Origin of the sequence: Marinomonas communis (assembly GCF_004363305.1) — a bacterium.
In the GTDB taxonomy this organism is placed as follows: Bacteria; Pseudomonadota; Gammaproteobacteria; order Pseudomonadales; family Marinomonadaceae; genus Marinomonas; species Marinomonas communis.
The window spans coordinates 758,922-775,363 of sequence record NZ_SNZA01000001.1; the positions used below are offsets into that span (position 1 = coordinate 758,922).

The 16,442-nt window shown below is 45.4% G+C and carries 19 protein-coding genes and 1 riboswitch; of the genes, 5 read left to right on the forward strand and 14 right to left on the reverse strand.

Going from position 1 to position 16,442, the window contains the following annotated elements; genetic code table 11:
• The 4 genes from thiS to rsmI form a co-directional block, all read right to left on the reverse strand.
• Complete coding sequence (gene thiS / locus C8D85_RS03630; RefSeq protein WP_162847532.1) at positions 1 to 198, reverse strand: sulfur carrier protein ThiS; 198 nt, start codon at positions 196 to 198, stop codon at positions 1 to 3.
• Positions 179 to 1,333 (reverse strand): thiamine phosphate synthase, encoded by a 1,155-nt coding sequence (thiE, locus tag C8D85_RS03635; protein ID WP_133559990.1) that lies wholly within the window; start codon positions 1,331 to 1,333, stop codon positions 179 to 181. Before thiE ends, thiS begins: the two co-directional genes overlap by 20 nt.
• Positions 1,334 to 3,325, reverse strand: coding sequence for a phosphomethylpyrimidine synthase ThiC (gene thiC / locus C8D85_RS03640; RefSeq protein WP_133559991.1), 1,992 nt, complete (start codon positions 3,323 to 3,325; stop codon positions 1,334 to 1,336). It abuts the gene before it with no gap.
• Between the two features lie 134 nt (positions 3,326 to 3,459).
• Positions 3,460 to 3,564, reverse strand: a riboswitch (TPP riboswitch).
• A gap of 63 nt (positions 3,565 to 3,627) precedes the next feature.
• Entirely contained in the window at positions 3,628 to 4,482 is an 855-nt protein-coding gene (gene rsmI / locus C8D85_RS03645; protein WP_133559992.1) for a 16S rRNA (cytidine(1402)-2'-O)-methyltransferase, read from the reverse strand.
• 35 nt (positions 4,483 to 4,517) lie between these two features.
• On the opposite strand from rsmI, the gene C8D85_RS03650 reads away from it, so the two are divergent.
• Genes C8D85_RS03650 through C8D85_RS03660 form a run of 3 tightly spaced genes read left to right on the forward strand, consistent with a single transcriptional unit; the run spans position 4,518 to position 7,300 of the window.
• The gene (locus C8D85_RS03650) at positions 4,518 to 6,353 is read left to right on the forward strand and encodes a penicillin-binding protein activator (RefSeq protein WP_133559993.1); all 1,836 of its coding nucleotides are present in this window, start codon (positions 4,518 to 4,520) and stop codon (positions 6,351 to 6,353) included.
• On the forward strand, positions 6,313 to 6,696 hold the full coding sequence (locus tag C8D85_RS03655; RefSeq protein WP_133559994.1) for a YraN family protein: 384 nt from the start codon (positions 6,313 to 6,315) through the stop codon (positions 6,694 to 6,696). The genes C8D85_RS03650 and C8D85_RS03655 overlap by 41 nt, the downstream gene beginning before the upstream one ends.
• Before the next feature lie 10 nt (positions 6,697 to 6,706).
• Positions 6,707 to 7,300, forward strand: a complete 594-nt coding sequence (locus C8D85_RS03660; protein ID WP_133559995.1) for an SIS domain-containing protein — start codon at positions 6,707 to 6,709, stop codon at positions 7,298 to 7,300.
• Between the two features lies 1 nt (position 7,301).
• On the opposite strand, the gene C8D85_RS03665 is transcribed toward C8D85_RS03660, so the two are convergent.
• The 8 genes from C8D85_RS03665 to zapE all read right to left on the reverse strand — a co-directional run bounded on the left by C8D85_RS03665 (position 7,302) and on the right by zapE (position 13,420).
• The gene (locus tag C8D85_RS03665; protein WP_133559996.1) at positions 7,302 to 7,688 is read right to left on the reverse strand and encodes a ClpXP protease specificity-enhancing factor; all 387 of its coding nucleotides are present in this window, start codon (positions 7,686 to 7,688) and stop codon (positions 7,302 to 7,304) included.
• Positions 7,689 to 7,748: 60 nt separating this feature from the next.
• Complete coding sequence (locus C8D85_RS03670; protein ID WP_133559997.1) at positions 7,749 to 8,381, reverse strand: glutathione S-transferase N-terminal domain-containing protein; 633 nt, start codon at positions 8,379 to 8,381, stop codon at positions 7,749 to 7,751.
• Positions 8,382 to 8,500: 119 nt separating this feature from the next.
• A complete protein-coding gene (locus tag C8D85_RS03675; RefSeq protein WP_133559998.1) occupies positions 8,501 to 9,283 on the reverse strand; it encodes a cytochrome c1 in 783 nt (260 codons plus the stop codon).
• A 2-nt stretch (positions 9,284 to 9,285) separates the two neighbouring features.
• On the reverse strand, positions 9,286 to 10,521 hold the full coding sequence (locus C8D85_RS03680; protein WP_228191361.1) for a cytochrome b: 1,236 nt from the start codon (positions 10,519 to 10,521) through the stop codon (positions 9,286 to 9,288).
• Positions 10,521 to 11,117 carry a ubiquinol-cytochrome c reductase iron-sulfur subunit gene (gene petA / locus C8D85_RS03685; RefSeq protein ID WP_133559999.1) on the reverse strand — a complete coding sequence of 199 codons (597 nt, stop codon included), beginning with the start codon at positions 11,115 to 11,117 and terminating at the stop codon, positions 10,521 to 10,523. The genes C8D85_RS03680 and petA overlap by 1 nt, the downstream gene beginning before the upstream one ends.
• Before the next feature lie 200 nt (positions 11,118 to 11,317).
• Positions 11,318 to 11,710 carry a 30S ribosomal protein S9 gene (rpsI, locus tag C8D85_RS03690; protein ID WP_133560000.1) on the reverse strand — a complete coding sequence of 131 codons (393 nt, stop codon included), beginning with the start codon at positions 11,708 to 11,710 and terminating at the stop codon, positions 11,318 to 11,320.
• Positions 11,711 to 11,725: 15 nt separating this feature from the next.
• Positions 11,726 to 12,154 carry a 50S ribosomal protein L13 gene (rplM, locus tag C8D85_RS03695; RefSeq protein WP_055462233.1) on the reverse strand — a complete coding sequence of 143 codons (429 nt, stop codon included), beginning with the start codon at positions 12,152 to 12,154 and terminating at the stop codon, positions 11,726 to 11,728.
• 156 nt (positions 12,155 to 12,310) lie between these two features.
• A complete protein-coding gene (zapE, locus tag C8D85_RS03700; RefSeq protein WP_133560001.1) occupies positions 12,311 to 13,420 on the reverse strand; it encodes a cell division protein ZapE in 1,110 nt (369 codons plus the stop codon).
• Positions 13,421 to 13,551: 131 nt separating this feature from the next.
• Between zapE and C8D85_RS03705 the strand changes: the two genes are divergently transcribed.
• On the forward strand, positions 13,552 to 13,995 hold the full coding sequence (locus C8D85_RS03705) for a Z-ring associated ZapG family protein (RefSeq protein ID WP_133560002.1): 444 nt from the start codon (positions 13,552 to 13,554) through the stop codon (positions 13,993 to 13,995).
• 81 nt (positions 13,996 to 14,076) lie between these two features.
• Here C8D85_RS03705 and C8D85_RS03710 read toward each other — a convergent pair whose 3' ends face one another.
• On the reverse strand, positions 14,077 to 14,838 hold the full coding sequence (locus tag C8D85_RS03710; protein WP_133560003.1) for a Nif3-like dinuclear metal center hexameric protein: 762 nt from the start codon (positions 14,836 to 14,838) through the stop codon (positions 14,077 to 14,079).
• On the opposite strand from C8D85_RS03710, the gene C8D85_RS03715 reads away from it, so the two are divergent.
• A complete protein-coding gene (locus tag C8D85_RS03715) occupies positions 14,837 to 15,904 on the forward strand; it encodes a S1C family serine protease (protein ID WP_133560004.1) in 1,068 nt (355 codons plus the stop codon). The genes C8D85_RS03710 and C8D85_RS03715 overlap by 2 nt on opposite strands.
• Here C8D85_RS03715 and C8D85_RS03720 read toward each other — a convergent pair.
• A complete protein-coding gene (locus C8D85_RS03720) occupies positions 15,901 to 16,440 on the reverse strand; it encodes an SRPBCC family protein (RefSeq protein ID WP_133560005.1) in 540 nt (179 codons plus the stop codon). The genes C8D85_RS03715 and C8D85_RS03720 overlap by 4 nt on opposite strands.
• Between the last annotated feature and the right edge of the window lie 2 nt (positions 16,441 to 16,442).

The window sequence follows — 16,442 nt, forward strand, 5'->3', positions numbered from 1 at the left end:
TTAACCCCCTGCAATGGATTCAAAGATATCGATACGGTCGTTGTCTTTTAATAGGCAATCCGACCACAGACTGCGTGGCACCACTTGTTGATTCACCGCCACCGCGACCCGCTGTTCAGTACTGACATAGCTTTCTAGTAAAGCGGATAAAGTGTTGTGTTCAGACAGAACTGGCTCATCATTCACATACAGTTGCATCAGCCTCTCCTTGTACATCATTGATCACCGCCTTTAGCAAAGATTGTGTTGCGGCTTTTGGATCGTTCGCACGGGTAATCGCGGTCACTAGGGCAATAGAATCCACTCCCGTGGCTTTTACTTTTGGCAAGCGTTCCGCATTGATACCGCCAATGGCTACAGTTGGATAAGCGCCATTGATCAGTTCCACATATTGGTCTAAACGGGTTAAGCCCTGTGGCTGAGACGGCATATCCTTGGTTACGGTTGGGAAAATATGGCCAAGGGCTATGTAGCTTGGCTTGAGGTTAAAGGCACGCATGATTTCAAAGTAGCCATGGGTACTGATACCAAGGCGCAAGCCTGCCTGCTGGATCGCCGAAAGATCCGCCACTTCAATGTCTTCTTGACCCAAATGCACACCATAAGCGCCCAGTTCAATCGCCAGTTGCCAGTAATCATTGATAAAGACTTGCGCGCCATATTGCTCGCCTAGAGCGATGGCTTGTTGGATCTTTTGCTTAAGCTCTGGGTCGTTCGGGTCTTTGATACGCAATTGCGTGGTGGTCACGCCCTGCTCTAATACCAGTGCCAGCCACTCAACGGTATCTACTACTGGGTAGAGGGTGAATAGCTCTTTGCGAATCGGGTTAAACTCAGCCTCGTCGGCAATCACATGGTCATCGGCAAAGCTAGTGCGTGGGAACCAAGTGCGATCTTCCGGCCAACCCGCCCCCGCAGCACGGGCTTGCTGGGTTAACCAAGCCAGCGCCAAAGTCATGGCATCTAGATGTTCATAGCCTTGCTCAATAAAACACGCCAACGCCACGGCAAGATCGTTTTGGTTTACCTTGGTCAGTTTATCAGCTTGAAAATGGGCAATACGCTGACCTGGCAGATGAACCGTAACCTGATTATTTAGGCATTGGGCCTGATAGATATTGCTTTCTGCCTCGAGCTTACGAACAAACCGCCAAGTTTCCATTGTTGTTTTCAGCGTTAATTCGCCGTGGAGCAGTTCAATACAGCACTGATTCTGAGTTTCATCGGTTGTGGAGTGAAGCACTCGACACCCAAGGTGTCGAGTGTTATCCAAAACAGATGATTTAAACCCAGCGTCATGAAACGCTATTTGTTTAACATCTGTTGTGGTCATTTATTTTTCGCTCACTAATTCTTGTTGCTCTAGCTTTTCGGCAGCCATCTCATCAGTGGTTAACTTGTCTGTGGTCAAATAGACATCACTGCCTAGCTCTTTGAACTGCTCAGACATCTGCTGCATACCCTGTTCTGCCGTTACGTCCACCGCTTCGATCTTCTCAAGGCCTGCGGCGTAGTCACGCACTTCTTGAGTGATCTTCATCGAACAGAATTTCGGACCACACATCGAGCAGAAGTGAGCCACTTTGCCGGACGCTTGTGGCAAGGTTTCATCGTGGTAAGAACGTGCTGTTTCTGGGTCTAGAGACAGGTTGAATTGATCTTCCCAACGGAATTCAAAACGTGCTTTAGACAAGGCATTATCACGCACTTGTGCGCCTGGATGACCTTTGGCCAAGTCTGCAGCGTGAGCTGCAATCTTGTAAGTGATCAAACCCTGTTTCACGTCTTCTTTATTTGGTAAGCCCAAGTGCTCTTTTGGCGTTACATAACATAGCATGGCACAGCCGTACCAACCGATTTGCGCTGCACCGATACCAGAAGTGAAGTGGTCGTAGCCCGGAGCAATATCTTGAGTTAGGGGACCTAAGGTATAGAACGGCGCTTCGTGGCAGTGCTCAAGTTGCAGATCCATGTTTTCTTTAATCAATTGCATTGGCACGTGCCCTGGTCCTTCGATCATCACCTGAACATCGTAGTCCCATGCGATCTTCGTGAGTTCACCAAGGGTACGCAGCTCGGACAATTGCGCTTCGTCGTTGGCATCCATGATCGAGCCTGGACGTAGTCCGTCACCTAGCGAAAGCGCCACATCGTAGGCAGCACAGATTTCACAGATTTCTTTGAAACGTGTGTATAGGAAGTTTTCTGTATGGTGCGCAAGACACCATTTCGCCATGATGGAACCGCCACGAGATACAATGCCGGTTAGGCGTTTTGCCGTCATTGGCACGTAACGCAGTAAGACACCACAGTGGATGGTGAAGTAATCTACGCCCTGCTCGGCTTGTTCGATCAAGGTATCACGGAATACTTCCCAATTTAGGTCTTCGGCAACGCCGTCTACTTTTTCTAGGGCTTGGTAAATGGGTACGGTACCAATTGGCACAGGCGAGTTACGTAGGATCCATTCACGGGTTTCGTGAATGTTTTTACCCGTCGACAAATCCATCACGGTGTCTGCGCCCCAGCGCGTTGACCAGACCAATTTCTCCACTTCTTCTTCGATAGAAGACGTCACCGCTGAGTTACCAATGTTGGCATTCACCTTCACTAGGAAGTTACGGCCAATGATCATAGGCTCGGTTTCTGGGTGGTTGATGTTGTTAGGAATGATGGCGCGACCTTCTGCCACTTCTTTACGCACGAATTCAGGGGTGATTTCAGTCTGCAGGTTAGCACCAAAGCTGTGACCCGGGTGCTGCTTTAGCAACAGCTCAGATTTGATCGCCTGTAGGTTTTGGTTCTCACGGATGGCGATGTATTCCATCTCTGGCGTGATGATGCCTTGACGCGCGTAGTGCATTTGCGTGACACATTGACCCACTTTAGCTTTACGCACTGTTGGTAGGTGCTTAAAGCGCAATTCGTCTAGTTCGTTATTTGCTAAGCGCTCTTGAGCGAAGTTTGAGCTAACGCTTTCTAGCACTTCGGTATCGTTACGGGCTTCGATCCACTGTTTACGTAATGCTTTTAGACCCACATGAACGTCAATGTTTTCTGCAGGATCCGCATATGGCCCCGCAGTATCGTAAACATAGATTGGCTCGTTTGGCTCAAAGGTCAGATTGTTAGGATCCGAGCCAATAGGCGTATCGGTTAAATTAATCTGACGCATGGGCACCTGGATCGATGCATCGGAGCCTTGTACGTAAATACGTTCGGAAGATGGAAAAGGAGTAGCTTGCAAAGACTCTATAAAAGCTTTGGCTTCTAGACGGGCAATTTCACGAGTTTTCTTATTAGGTTTTGCAGGTGTAGTCGACATTAGCAGATTCCCATTATTGTATGTTTGGAAAAAATGCTTGTCAGGAGGTCACGTACTTCCACGTACGCGCGGCTGTTTTAAGACCTGTTGTCCTTTGTGGACTAGGTTAAAACAACGCAATTTTAGCAGAAAAGAAATGATGCTTTCTTGTTCCCTTCGCAGGTATTAGCCTGATCAGGTTCTGCGGATCCCGCATTAAAATGCGATCTCAGCCAATTAAGGCACTCCGACAAGTTGCACATCAGTATACGCGTTTGTTTGCTTCTGTAAACAAACAAAGATTGAATGATTGGTTAGTAAAATTACGCTTCATTCATCGCAAGCGCTTGCTTGTACAAAGCGTTTTTCTTCTCACCAGTGATCTCAGCAGCCAATGCTGCCGCTTGTTTTACAGGCAATTCTTTGAGCAATATTTTTAAAATTTTAAGAGCCTCGCTGTTGTCTTCTTCCTGTGCAGGCAAAGACACCATCATCACGAATTCACCACGAGTTTGGTTGCTATCGTCTTCTAAAATGCGCTTAATTTCGGAAACAGAGCCAGATAAGAACGTCTCAAATGTTTTAGTTAGTTCGCGTGCCAAGGCCACTTGAGCTTGCTCACCCCAAACCGCTTCTAGGTCTTCTAGACAGTCCAAAATACGATGGGTAGATTCATAGAAAACTACGGTACCAAGTGTTGGCGTCCAGCTCGACATCTCGTCACGACGAGATTTACTCTTTGCTGGCAAAAAGCCGACAAAGCTAAAACGGTCCGTTGGTAATCCTGATGCACACAGTGCGGTAATCAATGCCGATGGGCCAGGAACCGGTACGACTTTATGGCCTTCTTGACGCAAAAAGTTCACCACATGGTAACCCGGATCAGAGATCAATGGCGTGCCCGCATCAGAGATCAAGGCCACGTTTTTACCGTCACTTAACAAGGAAGCAATGTAGGACGCCTTATCGCGCTCGTTGTGGTCATGTAGAGCAAACAGCTTTGTATCGATACCAAAATGATTCATCAAACGTTTGCTATGACGGGTGTCTTCTGCAGCAATAAAGTCAACTTCTTGTAAAACTCGTTTTGCACGATCCGTAAAATCGTCCAGATTACCGATTGGGGTCGCTACAATGTAGAAGGTTCCTCTCACATCATTATCAGACTGTGTTACCATGATTCCTCTTTAATAGGCTTAAGTATTGCGTGCATATGAGTTTGTTTAGATCCCGTATCATACCACTTTCCTTCGTGACATTGTCTCTAATTGGTTGTGGTGCCATTGAAACATCCATGCCTGATCAAGGCTCAACTAAAACCGTTGCTGAGCAGCTAGGGGATTTATCCGATTATCAATATGCGATAGCGCAAGCTCAGGCACAAAGTTCGCCTCAGGCGGCCGCGCCATTTTACTTTGCTGCAGCGAAAGCACTTTTTTTAGATGAACAGTATCTTGAAGCGAGATCATTGCTAGAAAGCCACGTTATTTCCATTAGTAACTCAAGCCAGTTTGAAGGCATGCTACTAATGAGTGATATTGCATTGGCATTAGATACACCTTTGCTGGCATTACAGATGCTTGGCCAGGCTTCTCAGCTAAATGTGGCACAGCGACTAGAAAACAACACTGAGCTACTACAACATCGTGCGCGCGTGATGGCTTCATTGGATAATTGGCCCAATGCAGTGAAGGACTACATGCAATTAAGCCTTCAGTTACCTGTGGATGCACAACTAAACAATCAAGAAGACCTTTGGTTTGCAATTCAAAACTTAACCGACAATGAAGTAACTTATCTTCAGGTGAGTAGCAATTTACCGCTACTAGATGAATGGTTAAACGTTTCTAATATCTTACGTGATCAATCCATGACCGTTGAACAGCAAGTCCAAGCCTTCAAGCGCTGGCAATCTGCTCATGCAAGCCATCCCGCTGCAATCAATCCGCCACGCGATTTCCAAATAATGGCTTCCTTAGAAGACCATATGCCGAGCTCTGTTGCGGTATTACTGCCAATGAGTAAAGAATTAAAAGTTGCTTCAGAAGCTATTCTAGACGGTCTTTTGCAACAATATTATGCCAACGCTGAAGTGCAGCCAGCTCTACATCTTATTGATACCGATCGTTATGCAAATTTCGCTGATGCCTATGCAGCAGCAAGTTCTACTGGGGCAGAGACTATTATCGGCCCCTTACGCAAACAGAATGTTAGCCAGCTACCACATTTAGTGACCGACATCCCCACCGTTGCACTGAACCAACTTGAAATTAATACCCTGACGCCGAACCTTTACCATTTTTCATTAAATGTTAAAGACGATATTCGTGAGCTCATCGCATTCGCAAAAAAAGAAGGGGCTGAAAACTCTGCCATTCTTACAACACAGCCAACTTGGGCACTTCGTCAAGGAGATCAATTTAAAGAGATTGCACAGGAAGAGGATCTGCCTGTTTTAACCTCCCTCTCCTATGAAGATACTCCGACTGGGCGTGCAAATGCTGTAAAGCAGTTGCTACAAGTAGATGAAAGTGAGGCGCGAATTCGCCGTATACGTCAGTGGACAAATCAAGATATCGAATCCACACCTCGTGCCCGCCAAGATTTAGATTACGTGTACTATGTCGGAAAGCTTGAGGATGCAAAGCAGATTCGCCCATTGCTCAACTTTTACTTTGCTGACGACATTCCAATGCTGGCTTCGCAAACCATTCATGATCGCTCACCCAGCTCAACGACCAAAAACGAGGATATTGAGCGTATTGTGTTCAGTGAGCTGCCTGCCATCCTAGAACAACAAAGCAGAGGTGGAAGCAGTCAACCTTTAGTCCTACAAAGACTGACAGCATTGGGGAATGACAGTTACTTGATTGCAAAGCGACTGGCATTATTCACTAATGTTCGGTCTGCTAAAGTATCTGCTAAGACAGGCATTATCACCCTAGACAATAATGGCATGTTCAACCGTCGACCTAATGTTGTGACGTATAAGCAAGGAGCGCTTATCGATGCTAAGGAAAGTTATTTCACCCACAAAGAAACAGAGTGATGGCGCTAAAGCTGAGCGACTCGCAGAGCAATTCCTCGTTCAGCAAGGCTACCAAGTTATTGATAGAAATGTTCACTGCCGCGCGGGCGAGCTTGATTTGATCATGCGATCCCCTTGCAGGCAGAGCATTGTATTTATTGAAGTCAGATACAGAGCTAGCAAAGCACGTGGCAGCGCCAGCGAAACAATTACAAGACAGAAATTTCAGCGCTGTTTAAAATCAGCCGAATTCTGGTTAATGAAACACAACTTGCAACAAAGCCAATACCAAATAGATGTGATTGCTATAGATGGGGAGCTATCCCAAAGCAACATTCATTGGCTGCAGGCAGTACAGGTATAAGCAGTTATTTATGGATTATCAAGAAGCGATCTATACGCAATTTGCGCAAAGTTTTGAGTCACAGCAATATGCACTGGAAACCTTACCAGCGCATATAGAGCATGCCGCTAAAGTACTATTTAATAGCATTGCGAATGGCGGAAAAGTAGTTGCGGTTGGCAATGGTACTGGTTCGTACATTTCGCAGTATTTCAGCACATTACTCCTTGATCGAATGGATCGTGAACGCCCAGGCCTACCTGCCGTATCACTCACTAGTAATGGTAATGCCCTACTAGCCATTACACACAATGACAGCTATCACGACGTATTCTCGAAACAGATCACTGCGATCGGCAACCCTGGCGACGTATTATTTGTCGTCGCAAACAAAGGCAATACTTCGCCTATTATTCAAGCTATTCAAGCTGCACATGAGCGTAAAATGAGCATTGTCGCGTTAACAACACCAGACGCTAAAAATGTGTCTGCGCTGACGTCTCAAGATGATACCGAGATTAAAATCAACTTAACTGGCACATCTCGAGTGCAAGAATGCCAAACAACTGTAGTCCACACATTAGTAGACTTACTTGAACGCCAGTTGTTTGGCTATGAAGATTAATCTACTTCACGACTTTTAACGTGAAACCTTTTTGTGGTGGCTCTGGTGGCGTTGGTTCAGGCTCTGGGGTCACTTCAAAGGTTTCAGGTGGGAACACCATTCCGTCATTGTTTTCCTTAGCATATAACGCTATCGCTGCTGCCATTGGCACAAAAACCTGCATTGGCTTACCGCTAAAACGTGCTTCAAATGACACACCCTGCTTATCAATATGCAGATGCCTTACCGCACTCATACTGATATTCAGGACAATTTGACCATCGTTGACAAACTCTCTTGGCACCACAGCCCCCTCAAAGTCTGCGTCTACCAATAAATATGGTGTTAAGTCGTTGTCTGCGATCCACTCATATGTCGCATTAAGTAGATATGAACGTTTCGGAATCATTCTTTGCACTCCTGAAAATAAAAAGGGGCTTTACGCCCCTTTTGAAAACTTGATGTGCCATTAGTCTAGGCGCATTTCCTGCTCTGCTTCTGACAGACTTTCTTTGAAAGACTCACGATCAAAAACCAGATCCATATACTTGTATAAGCCCGGCGCTTGCGCTTTTTCGATATCTACGCCCAATACCGGAAGACGCCACAAGATCGGAGCCAAGCAACAATCAACGATCGTGAACTCCTCACTCATGAAATATGGCTTCTCTTCGAAGATCGGCGATACACTGATTAAGCTTTCACGCAGCTCTTTTTGTGCACTTTCAACCGCATCACGATCTTTACTTGTCAAAATCGTGTCGACCAAACCAGCCCAGTCACGCTGAATACGGTACATGTACAAACGGCTCTCTGCACGTGCAACAGGGTATACAGGTAACAACGGAGGATGAGGGAAACGCTCATCTAAATACTCCATCATTACATTTGGCTCATACAGCACCAACTCACGATCAACCAATGCTGGCAACTCATTGTAAGGGTTGATATCTGCCAATTCCTCTGGCTTGTTGAAAGGATCAACATCAATAATATCTACGGTTACCGCTTTTTCAGCCAAAACGATACGTACGCGATGACTGTAGTGATCTTCTCCATCAGAGAAGAACGTCATTGAAGAGCGCTTTGCAATAACACCCATGTATAACCCCTATTCAATAAACAACGAAAACCCCATGAAGGGGTTAACTTAACAAACTACGATGTAAATGTCCCTCCTGAAGGAGGGACATTTTGGGCAAAACAACAATCACTTTGTGTTTAGTGAATTTCGCGCCAGTATTCTTTGTTCAAAAGGTATGCAAAGATACCAAATAGAACAATGAATAATAACACTTTTATTCCTAAGGATTCAGCCTGTAAACGACTTGGCTCACCCATATACACTAAGAAATTGGTAACATCATAAGCAACTTGATCAAACTCTTCTTCTGAAAGTTGACCGGCTGTTTTCTGTACTACGACATTACATTGTTCTTCTGTCAAAATATCGCCGGTAAGTGTATCAAATTTTGGCTTACCATGCTCGTCCATCGCAGGTGCTTGTGCACAAGTCATATGACGAACCCCTTGCAGGTGTTCTAAAACGTTTGGCATCCCAACACTCGGGAACACTGTATTGTTGACACCCCAAGGACGTGTTTTATCTTCGTAAAAAGACTTCAAGTAGGTATAAACCCAATCATGACCACGAAGGCGAGCTTCAAGCGTCAAGTCTGGCGGTGTTGCACCAAACCACTCTTTGGCATCTTTTGCATCCATCGAGTTATCCATTAGATCACCAATTTTCTTGCCCGAAGGCAATAAGTTGGCTTCAAATAAATCCGCTGGAATACCCAAATCCGTTGCAGCTCGCTCATATCGCGCATAGCCCATTTCATGACAGCCAGCACAATAGTTTGAGTAAACCTGCATACCTCGTTGCAAAGAAGCTTTGTCGTGTAAATCTGGCGACATATGCTCCAAGTGAACAGCTGAACCACCTGATGCGAAGGTCATCGCTGAGGCAAATACTAACGCCGCAGTTGCGAAAATCTTTTTCATGGTTACACCCTCTCCGGCACTGGTTTTGTACTTTCCCACTTGGTATAGAACGGCATCAAGATGAAGTACAAGAAGTAAACCACTGATGCGATCTGTGCCACTGTTGTTCGACCTTCAGTAGAAGGCAATACACCTAGCACACCCAGCACAACAAAACTGATACAGAAAAGAACTAACGCAACCTTACTCATCCAGCCTTTGTAGCGCATCGATTTTACTGGACTACGATCTAACCAAGGCAATACAAACAGGATAGCGATTGCACCACCCATCGCCACAACCCCCCAGAATTTCGCATCCAAGCCAAACAATGGATATGTCACCGCACGAAGAATCGCGTAGAACGGCGTGAAGTACCAAACTGGCGCAATATGCTCTGGAGTTTTCAGCGGGTTAGCCGCCTCAAAGTTTGGTTTTTCTAAGAAGTAACCGCCCATCTCAGGAAAGAAGAAAATCACCCCACAGAAGACAAATAGAAACACTGCAACACCCACAATATCGTGCACTGTGTAGTACGGATGGAACGGAATACCATCAAGAGGAATGCCGTTCTCATCTTTGTGCTTCTTAATATCCACACCTTTCGGGTTGTTTGAGCCCACATGGTGCAGAGCCAATAAATGCAGCACTACCAAGGCCACTAGTACCAACGGCAAAGCAATCACATGAAGTGAGAAGAAGCGGTTTAGCGTGATACCTGAAATCAAGTAATCACCACGCACCCACTGCGCCAGATCTGGGCCAATCATTGGGATCGCACTAAACAATGAAATAATTACCTGCGCCCCCCAGTAGGACATTTGCCCCCATGGTAATAAGTAGCCCATGAATGCTTCAGCCATTAGAGCCAAGTAGATCGCCATACCAAACAACCAAACGAGCTCGCGTGGCTTCTGGTAGGATCCGTACAGCAAACCACGGAACATATGCAGATACACAACAACGAAGAACGCAGAAGCGCCAGTTGAGTGCATATAACGAATTAGCCACCCATACTCCACATCACGCATGATGTATTCAACAGAAGCAAATGCCCCTTCAGCTGATGGGTTATAACTCATGGTCAACCAAACACCGGTTAGTAGCTGATTAACCAAAACTAGTAGTGACAACACACCAAAAAGATAGAGAACATTTAAGTTTTTAGGTGCGTAGTATTTGCTCATGTGTTTTTCAAACGCTTGCGTAACGGGAAGTCGCGCATCTACCCAAGCCATGAAATCTTTCATAACAGCCATTATGCGTTACCCCCAGCGTCAACACCGACTTCGATAACCGTATCACTAATAAAGCGATGTGGTGGCACGACTAAGTTAGTCGGTGCCGGCACACCTTTGTATACACGACCAGCAAGGTCAAAGCGTGAACCATGGCATGGGCAGTTGAAGCCCCCTAACCACTTATCACCTAAATCTTCAGGAGCAACTTCTGGACGGTAGGTTGGTGAGCAACCTAAGTGAGTACAGATCCCAAGTAGAACTGCAAATTCAGGATTGATTGAGCGGAACTCATTTTGAGCATACTCTGGCTGCTGCTCCACTGCAGAGGCTGGATCTGCTAATTGATCACTCAGCTTGGACAGATCGGCTATGTTTTGCTCAGTTCGACGCACCACCCATACAGGTTGGCCACGCCACTCAACGATCATTTGCTGACCTACTTCTAACTTACTAATATCGGCCTTCACCGGTGCACCAGCTGCTTTTGCTTTGGCACTTGGATTCCATGAGGCAACAAAAGGCGTTGCAATTCCCACTGCTCCCACCGCTCCTATCGCGCTAGTCGCTCCCAGTAGAAATCGACGACGGCCCTTATTTACGCCGCTTTGACTCATTATGGTTCTCTCCCACCAATTTACTGTCAACAAGCCCAAATCCACAAAAATAATAAGGATTTGAATACTTTAAAGGATGTTATGGGAAAGGTATTTTGGTGACAAGGCAACATTCTTGCACAATCACAAAACACTGATTTGAGACATAAAAAAACGCCTGCGAATGCAGGCGTTTTGAAGAATACGAAGCGTAGTAAAAATTAACGCTTAGAGAATTGTGGACGACGACGTGCTTTACGTAGACCAACTTTCTTACGTTCAACCTGACGAGAGTCACGAGTAACGTAACCAGCAGAACGTAGAGTGCGACGTAGTGTCTCGTCGTATTGCATTAGCGCACGAGTAATACCGTGACGGATAGCACCGGCCTGACCAGAGATACCACCACCGCTTACAGTAACGTAAACGTCAAATTTTTCAGTTGCTTCAACTAGTTCTAGTGGCTGACGAACAACCATGCAAGAAGTTTCACGACCGAAGTATTGCTCTAGAGAACGGTTGTTGATAACTAGGTTACCAGAACCTGCCTTTAGGAATACACGAGCAGTAGACGTTTTACGACGACCTGTACCGTAGTATTGAGTAGCTGACATAATGATCTTCCCGTATTAGATGTTAAGTTCTTGTGGCTGTTGTGCTGTGTGTGGATGCTCAGCGCCAGCATATACTTTCATTTTCTTGTGCATAGCACGGCCTAGAGGGCCTTTTGGAAGCATGCCTTTAACAGCGATTTCAAGAACGCGCTCTGGAGCGTGATCAATCAACTTCTCAAAGCTCATAGAACGTAGGCCACCTGGGTAACCAGTGTGACGGTAGTAGTTCTTGTCAGAAGCTTTGTTACCAGTTACACGTACTTTCTCAGCGTTGATAACAACGATGTAATCACCAGTGTCAACGTGAGGAGTGTATTCTGCTTTATGCTTACCGCGTAGACGGCGAGCAATTTCTGTAGCCAAACGACCAAGAGTTTTGCCTTCAGCATCAACCACGAACCAGTCGCGGCGTACTTCAGCAGGTTTTGCAGTAAAAGTTTTCATTAAAAAACCCTTTATCATTTACATGCTGTGCGCATGTCAATACCTATTATTATTGGTTATGCTGTCGGGATACGACTGCATAACTTACACATACTCAAAAATTAGAGCGCGTGAATTATAACCAAACCGCACGCAAAACTAAAGCGCTTTTTCTAATTAAGGACGATGCTCTAACATCAAGTATTCTTCGGATTGCATCTCTAGCAATCGACTGACAGTACGGTCATATTCAAAAGCTAGACGTGTCCCTTGATAAATGTCTGGGATCGCCACTTCAGCAGAGAAAATAACTTTTACATGTCTGTCGTAGAACTCATCAATTAAGTTAATAAAGCGACGTGCCATATCGTCACGTGCTGAGTCAAACTGAGGCAAATCTGAAATGATAATAGTGGAGTATAATTTTGCTATTTCAATGTAATCCACTTGGCTTCGTGGACCATCACAAAGCGCTTTAATATCAAACCATGCAACATCTTCATAGCTACGTAACAATGGGATAGAACGACCTTCAATCTCAACCGCCCCACCTTCATTCACCGCATCACGGTTCACAACTAGGCTCGAGAAACGCTCAGAGATAGCGTCCGCAGCATCTTGGTTCAACGGAAAATGATACAACTTGGCTTGCTTTAATGTACGAAGACGATAATCAACACCACCATCTACATTCATCACCTTAGTATGTTTGTTAACTAAATCAATCGCTGGCAAGAAACGTGCGCGCTGTAAGCCGTTCTTATACAAGCCATCTGGCTCGATATTTGACGTCGCCACCAAAACCGTTCCATTGATAAATAGCTGCTCTAGCAAGCCTGCCAAAATCATCGCATCCGTAATATCCGTCACAAAAAACTCATCAAAACACAACACCTGAGCTTTCTCTGAGATTTGCTTACCTACAATTTCAAGAGGGTTTTTTGTATCGTGCAGTTTACGAAGTTCTTGATGCACCATTTGCATGAAACGGTGGAAGTGCAAACGCAATTTGCGTTCAATAGGCAAACATTCGAAAAACGTATCCATTAAATACGTCTTACCACGCCCTACGCCACCCCAGAAGTACAAACCTTGCTCAACCTGGATCTCTGGCTTTTTCTTTTTCAGAAAACCAAACAGAGACTTCTGCGCCTTAGGGGGCTGTTCACCTCTTGCCACAATCCTGTCGAACAAATCTTGCAAAGCTTGGACAGCTTCTTCCTGTGCAGGGTCATAGTTAAAATCTGGACGTTTAAGATCTTCCTGGTATTTCGATAGCGGGGTCATTGTTTGCGTATACACCATTGCGTGAGAGATTGTCGCTATATTACCAAATAGATACAGAAACCTCACTATTCCCTATATTTCCCATGGTGTATTTCCGCTATAATTTAATAAGTTGTTTTTGGGAGTAAACCATGGAACTAGAAGTATTCGATATCATCGTTTTTGTTACTGGCATCATCATAGGATTTGTAGGAGCGCTTGCTTTCCGTGCGCTAAGTAAAAAGAACGCTCATGACTCGCACAAATCTTCAGGTGCGACAATAGAAGCACTACAACAAGAAATGGAGCGACGCCAAGTGCTTGCTGACGACCATTTCCTTCAACTGCACGCTCATTTATCGGCTGCCGAAAAGAAATTAGCGGATGCACGTAAAGCTGTTCTAGAGGGTGCAACAACACTTGCAACTGTCACTCTAGAAAAGCCTGAGAGCGATTCAAACTCATCTAACCAACAAGATGATGTGACTACGCCTCCACGTGACTATGCCTCAAAGTCTGGCACTGACGAAGGCATGCTAAGCGAAAGCTACGGTTTACAACGCAAGCCTGTTGAAGAACCGACTAGAGCGCTGTAACACAATCAATATCCAAAATAGACAAAGCCTGCTCATTGAGCAGGCTTTTTTATTTCTATTTCAAGTACCAGAAAAGATCTTTTAAGCGGGGTTTGGCACGTCCACAAATTCGCAATCCACACCCCAATGCTCAGTGATGTACTCCGCCAAAGCTCTTGGCCCAAAGCACTCTGTAGCATGATGGCCCGCTGCGCAAAAATGGATACCCTCTTCTCTCGCAATATGTATTGTCTGCTCAGAAACTTCGCCAGTAATAAATACGTCAGCCTTAGCTGCTAGCGCTTTATTGATATAACCTTGGGCACCACCAGTACATAATGCCACCTCTGAGATCATTTGCTCAGACACCGATTCAAAGAGCACATCTCGCCCAACGGTTTCTTTCACTAGTTGCTGAAATGCTTCAGGCGCCAATGGCTGCTCTAGAGTCCCAACAACTCCGATACTTTCTTCCAGAGACTTTTCCATCTCCAATGGACGCAAAGACTGAAGCCCCAAACCGCGAGCCAAATTCGCATTATTACCGACCAATAAATGCGCATCCATCGGCAAATGATAGCCAAACAAATTAATATCTTGCTTAATCAACCGAGACAAACGTCGATATTTCATACCAACGATTTCTTGGGACTCACCTTTCCAGAAGTAGCCATGGTGAACAATGATGGCATCTGCTTCACGTTTCACCGCTTCTTCAATCAATGCCATGGATGCAGTAACACCTGTGACAATTTTTTTTATCTCGCCTTTACCTTCCACTTGCAAGCCATTAGGCGCATAATCTTTAAAAGAACGAGGCTGAAATAGCGCCGTCAATTTACTCTCAAGCTCTTTTATATTCATGTTTACTCCTAAATCACTTCTCCAACCACATGTTCGAAGCCATCTAACATGGATATTTCTTGGGCTATGGGTTGGCACACTTTTTCTATTTTGGCAGCAACACCAAAAAGATAATTCACTGAGCTTTGCCAATGCTGCCGCAAAAACTGCAAATGCCGTCGTCAACATTTATACATTCACTAGCCAAGAATCCCCATTTAGCCGAAACAGCAGCCAAAAAATTACAAACCTTGGTTCTGGGGTCATTATATCGGAAGATGGCTATATTCTCACAAACCACCATGTCATTCAGGGTGCCAGCAGTATTATTGTATCGCTGAACGATCAACGCCAAACTCGAGCAGACCTCATCGGTAGCGACCCAGCAACAGATCTAGCGGTTCTGAAAATTGAACTAACAGAGTTAACACCAATCCATCTGGGCAATAGCGACTCTTTGAGAGTCGGCGATCAAATCTTGGCGATTGGCAACCCTTTTGGGATTGGTCAAACAGTCACAGCAGGTATCGTCAGTGCAAAAGGACGCGACAGCATTGGACTAAACACTTATGAGAACTTTATTCAAACAGATGCTGCGATCAACCCAGGTAACTCTGGCGGCGCATTGGTTGACCTTAAGGGCAAATTAGTCGGGATTAGTTCTGCCATCTATTCAAGCTCTGGCGGCTCTCAAGGCATCGGCTTTGCAACACCGATTAATGATGCCGTTAAGATAATGGAGTCCATTATCCAGCACGGTAGCGTGGTACGCGGTTATCTAGGACTACAAGTTCAAGAAAACTCCCCTCAAGTTGCTATTGCTTTGAACCTCGCCTCAGAAGAAGGGCTAATCGTAACAAGTGTCACACCACAAAGCCCGGCTTTTAAAGCAGGTATTCGCCCTGGCGACATATTGACCGCAATTGAGAAGCACACTGATCTAAGTGCTCATAGAGCGCAGCAATTGGTGTCGCAGCTGACACCCGGAGAGAATGTGACCATTAAGGGATTACGCGGGACCCAAAGCTTCATCACCAAAGCTTTAGTGGAGCAACTGCCTGCAATGCAGGCAGTTGATAATAACTAGTTGCCAGCTAAAGCGGATAAACTTTTCTCTATATTGCTTCCTGCAATATCGTTCGCGAAAAGAGCAAGGTAAGGACCTAAAAAGCCAGCATCAAGCTCACCCTCAATAATCCATCGAAGATGAGTACTACCATCCGCGTTTTCTTTGATCAACAAAGTGTTCGGAATCGGTTTCGTTTTTTGGTTTGGCTGAACCGAAAATGCAATAGAGTCAGTCGTTACTGAGGTAATAACTAACTCCCCTTGCTTAGTGGTTGCTTCGTCATACTGCATCAAATAGCGAGTCTGAGAAGAAATAACGCCTTCATCCGACTGAAGTACCAATTTACCCGACTCAACAAACATCCATTGAGTCCATGCACTGGAACTGTACAACCGCTCCTGCAAGAGATCGTATTGCCCTGCTGGAACATCAATGCTTCGTTCGATTTTGTAGTCTGATGGTAAAAAGAAACCGATTGCAACAGCGATCAAAATGACCACTGCCGCAATGCGAGTAACTAAACGAAGTGAAATTAGCGCCTGAGTTGGCTGCATAA

What these genes read in the sequence shown, in the direction of transcription:
- thiS (WP_162847532.1), bottom strand. Translation starts at nt 198, where the DNA reads ATGCAACTGTATGTGAATGATGAGCCAGTTCTGTCTGAACACAACACT.
- thiE (WP_133559990.1), bottom strand. Translation starts at nt 1,333, where the DNA reads ATGACCACAACAGATGTTAAACAAATAGCGTTTCATGACGCTGGGTTT.
- thiC (WP_133559991.1), bottom strand. Translation starts at nt 3,325, where the DNA reads ATGTCGACTACACCTGCAAAACCTAATAAGAAAACTCGTGAAATTGCC.
- rsmI (WP_133559992.1), bottom strand. Translation starts at nt 4,482, where the DNA reads ATGGTAACACAGTCTGATAATGATGTGAGAGGAACCTTCTACATTGTA.
- C8D85_RS03650 (WP_133559993.1), top strand. Translation starts at nt 4,518, where the DNA reads ATGAGTTTGTTTAGATCCCGTATCATACCACTTTCCTTCGTGACATTG.
- C8D85_RS03655 (WP_133559994.1), top strand. Translation starts at nt 6,313, where the DNA reads ATGCTAAGGAAAGTTATTTCACCCACAAAGAAACAGAGTGATGGCGCT.
- C8D85_RS03660 (WP_133559995.1), top strand. Translation starts at nt 6,707, where the DNA reads ATGGATTATCAAGAAGCGATCTATACGCAATTTGCGCAAAGTTTTGAG.
- C8D85_RS03665 (WP_133559996.1), bottom strand. Translation starts at nt 7,688, where the DNA reads ATGATTCCGAAACGTTCATATCTACTTAATGCGACATATGAGTGGATC.
- C8D85_RS03670 (WP_133559997.1), bottom strand. Translation starts at nt 8,381, where the DNA reads ATGGGTGTTATTGCAAAGCGCTCTTCAATGACGTTCTTCTCTGATGGA.
- C8D85_RS03675 (WP_133559998.1), bottom strand. Translation starts at nt 9,283, where the DNA reads ATGAAAAAGATTTTCGCAACTGCGGCGTTAGTATTTGCCTCAGCGATG.
- C8D85_RS03680 (WP_228191361.1), bottom strand. Translation starts at nt 10,521, where the DNA reads ATGGCTGTTATGAAAGATTTCATGGCTTGGGTAGATGCGCGACTTCCC.
- petA (WP_133559999.1), bottom strand. Translation starts at nt 11,117, where the DNA reads ATGAGTCAAAGCGGCGTAAATAAGGGCCGTCGTCGATTTCTACTGGGA.
- rpsI (WP_133560000.1), bottom strand. Translation starts at nt 11,710, where the DNA reads ATGTCAGCTACTCAATACTACGGTACAGGTCGTCGTAAAACGTCTACT.
- rplM (WP_055462233.1), bottom strand. Translation starts at nt 12,154, where the DNA reads ATGAAAACTTTTACTGCAAAACCTGCTGAAGTACGCCGCGACTGGTTC.
- zapE (WP_133560001.1), bottom strand. Translation starts at nt 13,420, where the DNA reads ATGACCCCGCTATCGAAATACCAGGAAGATCTTAAACGTCCAGATTTT.
- C8D85_RS03705 (WP_133560002.1), top strand. Translation starts at nt 13,552, where the DNA reads ATGGAACTAGAAGTATTCGATATCATCGTTTTTGTTACTGGCATCATC.
- C8D85_RS03715 (WP_133560004.1), top strand. Translation starts at nt 14,837, where the DNA reads ATGTTTACTCCTAAATCACTTCTCCAACCACATGTTCGAAGCCATCTA.
- C8D85_RS03710 (WP_133560003.1), bottom strand. Translation starts at nt 14,838, where the DNA reads ATGAATATAAAAGAGCTTGAGAGTAAATTGACGGCGCTATTTCAGCCT.
- C8D85_RS03720 (WP_133560005.1), bottom strand. Translation starts at nt 16,440, where the DNA reads ATGCAGCCAACTCAGGCGCTAATTTCACTTCGTTTAGTTACTCGCATT.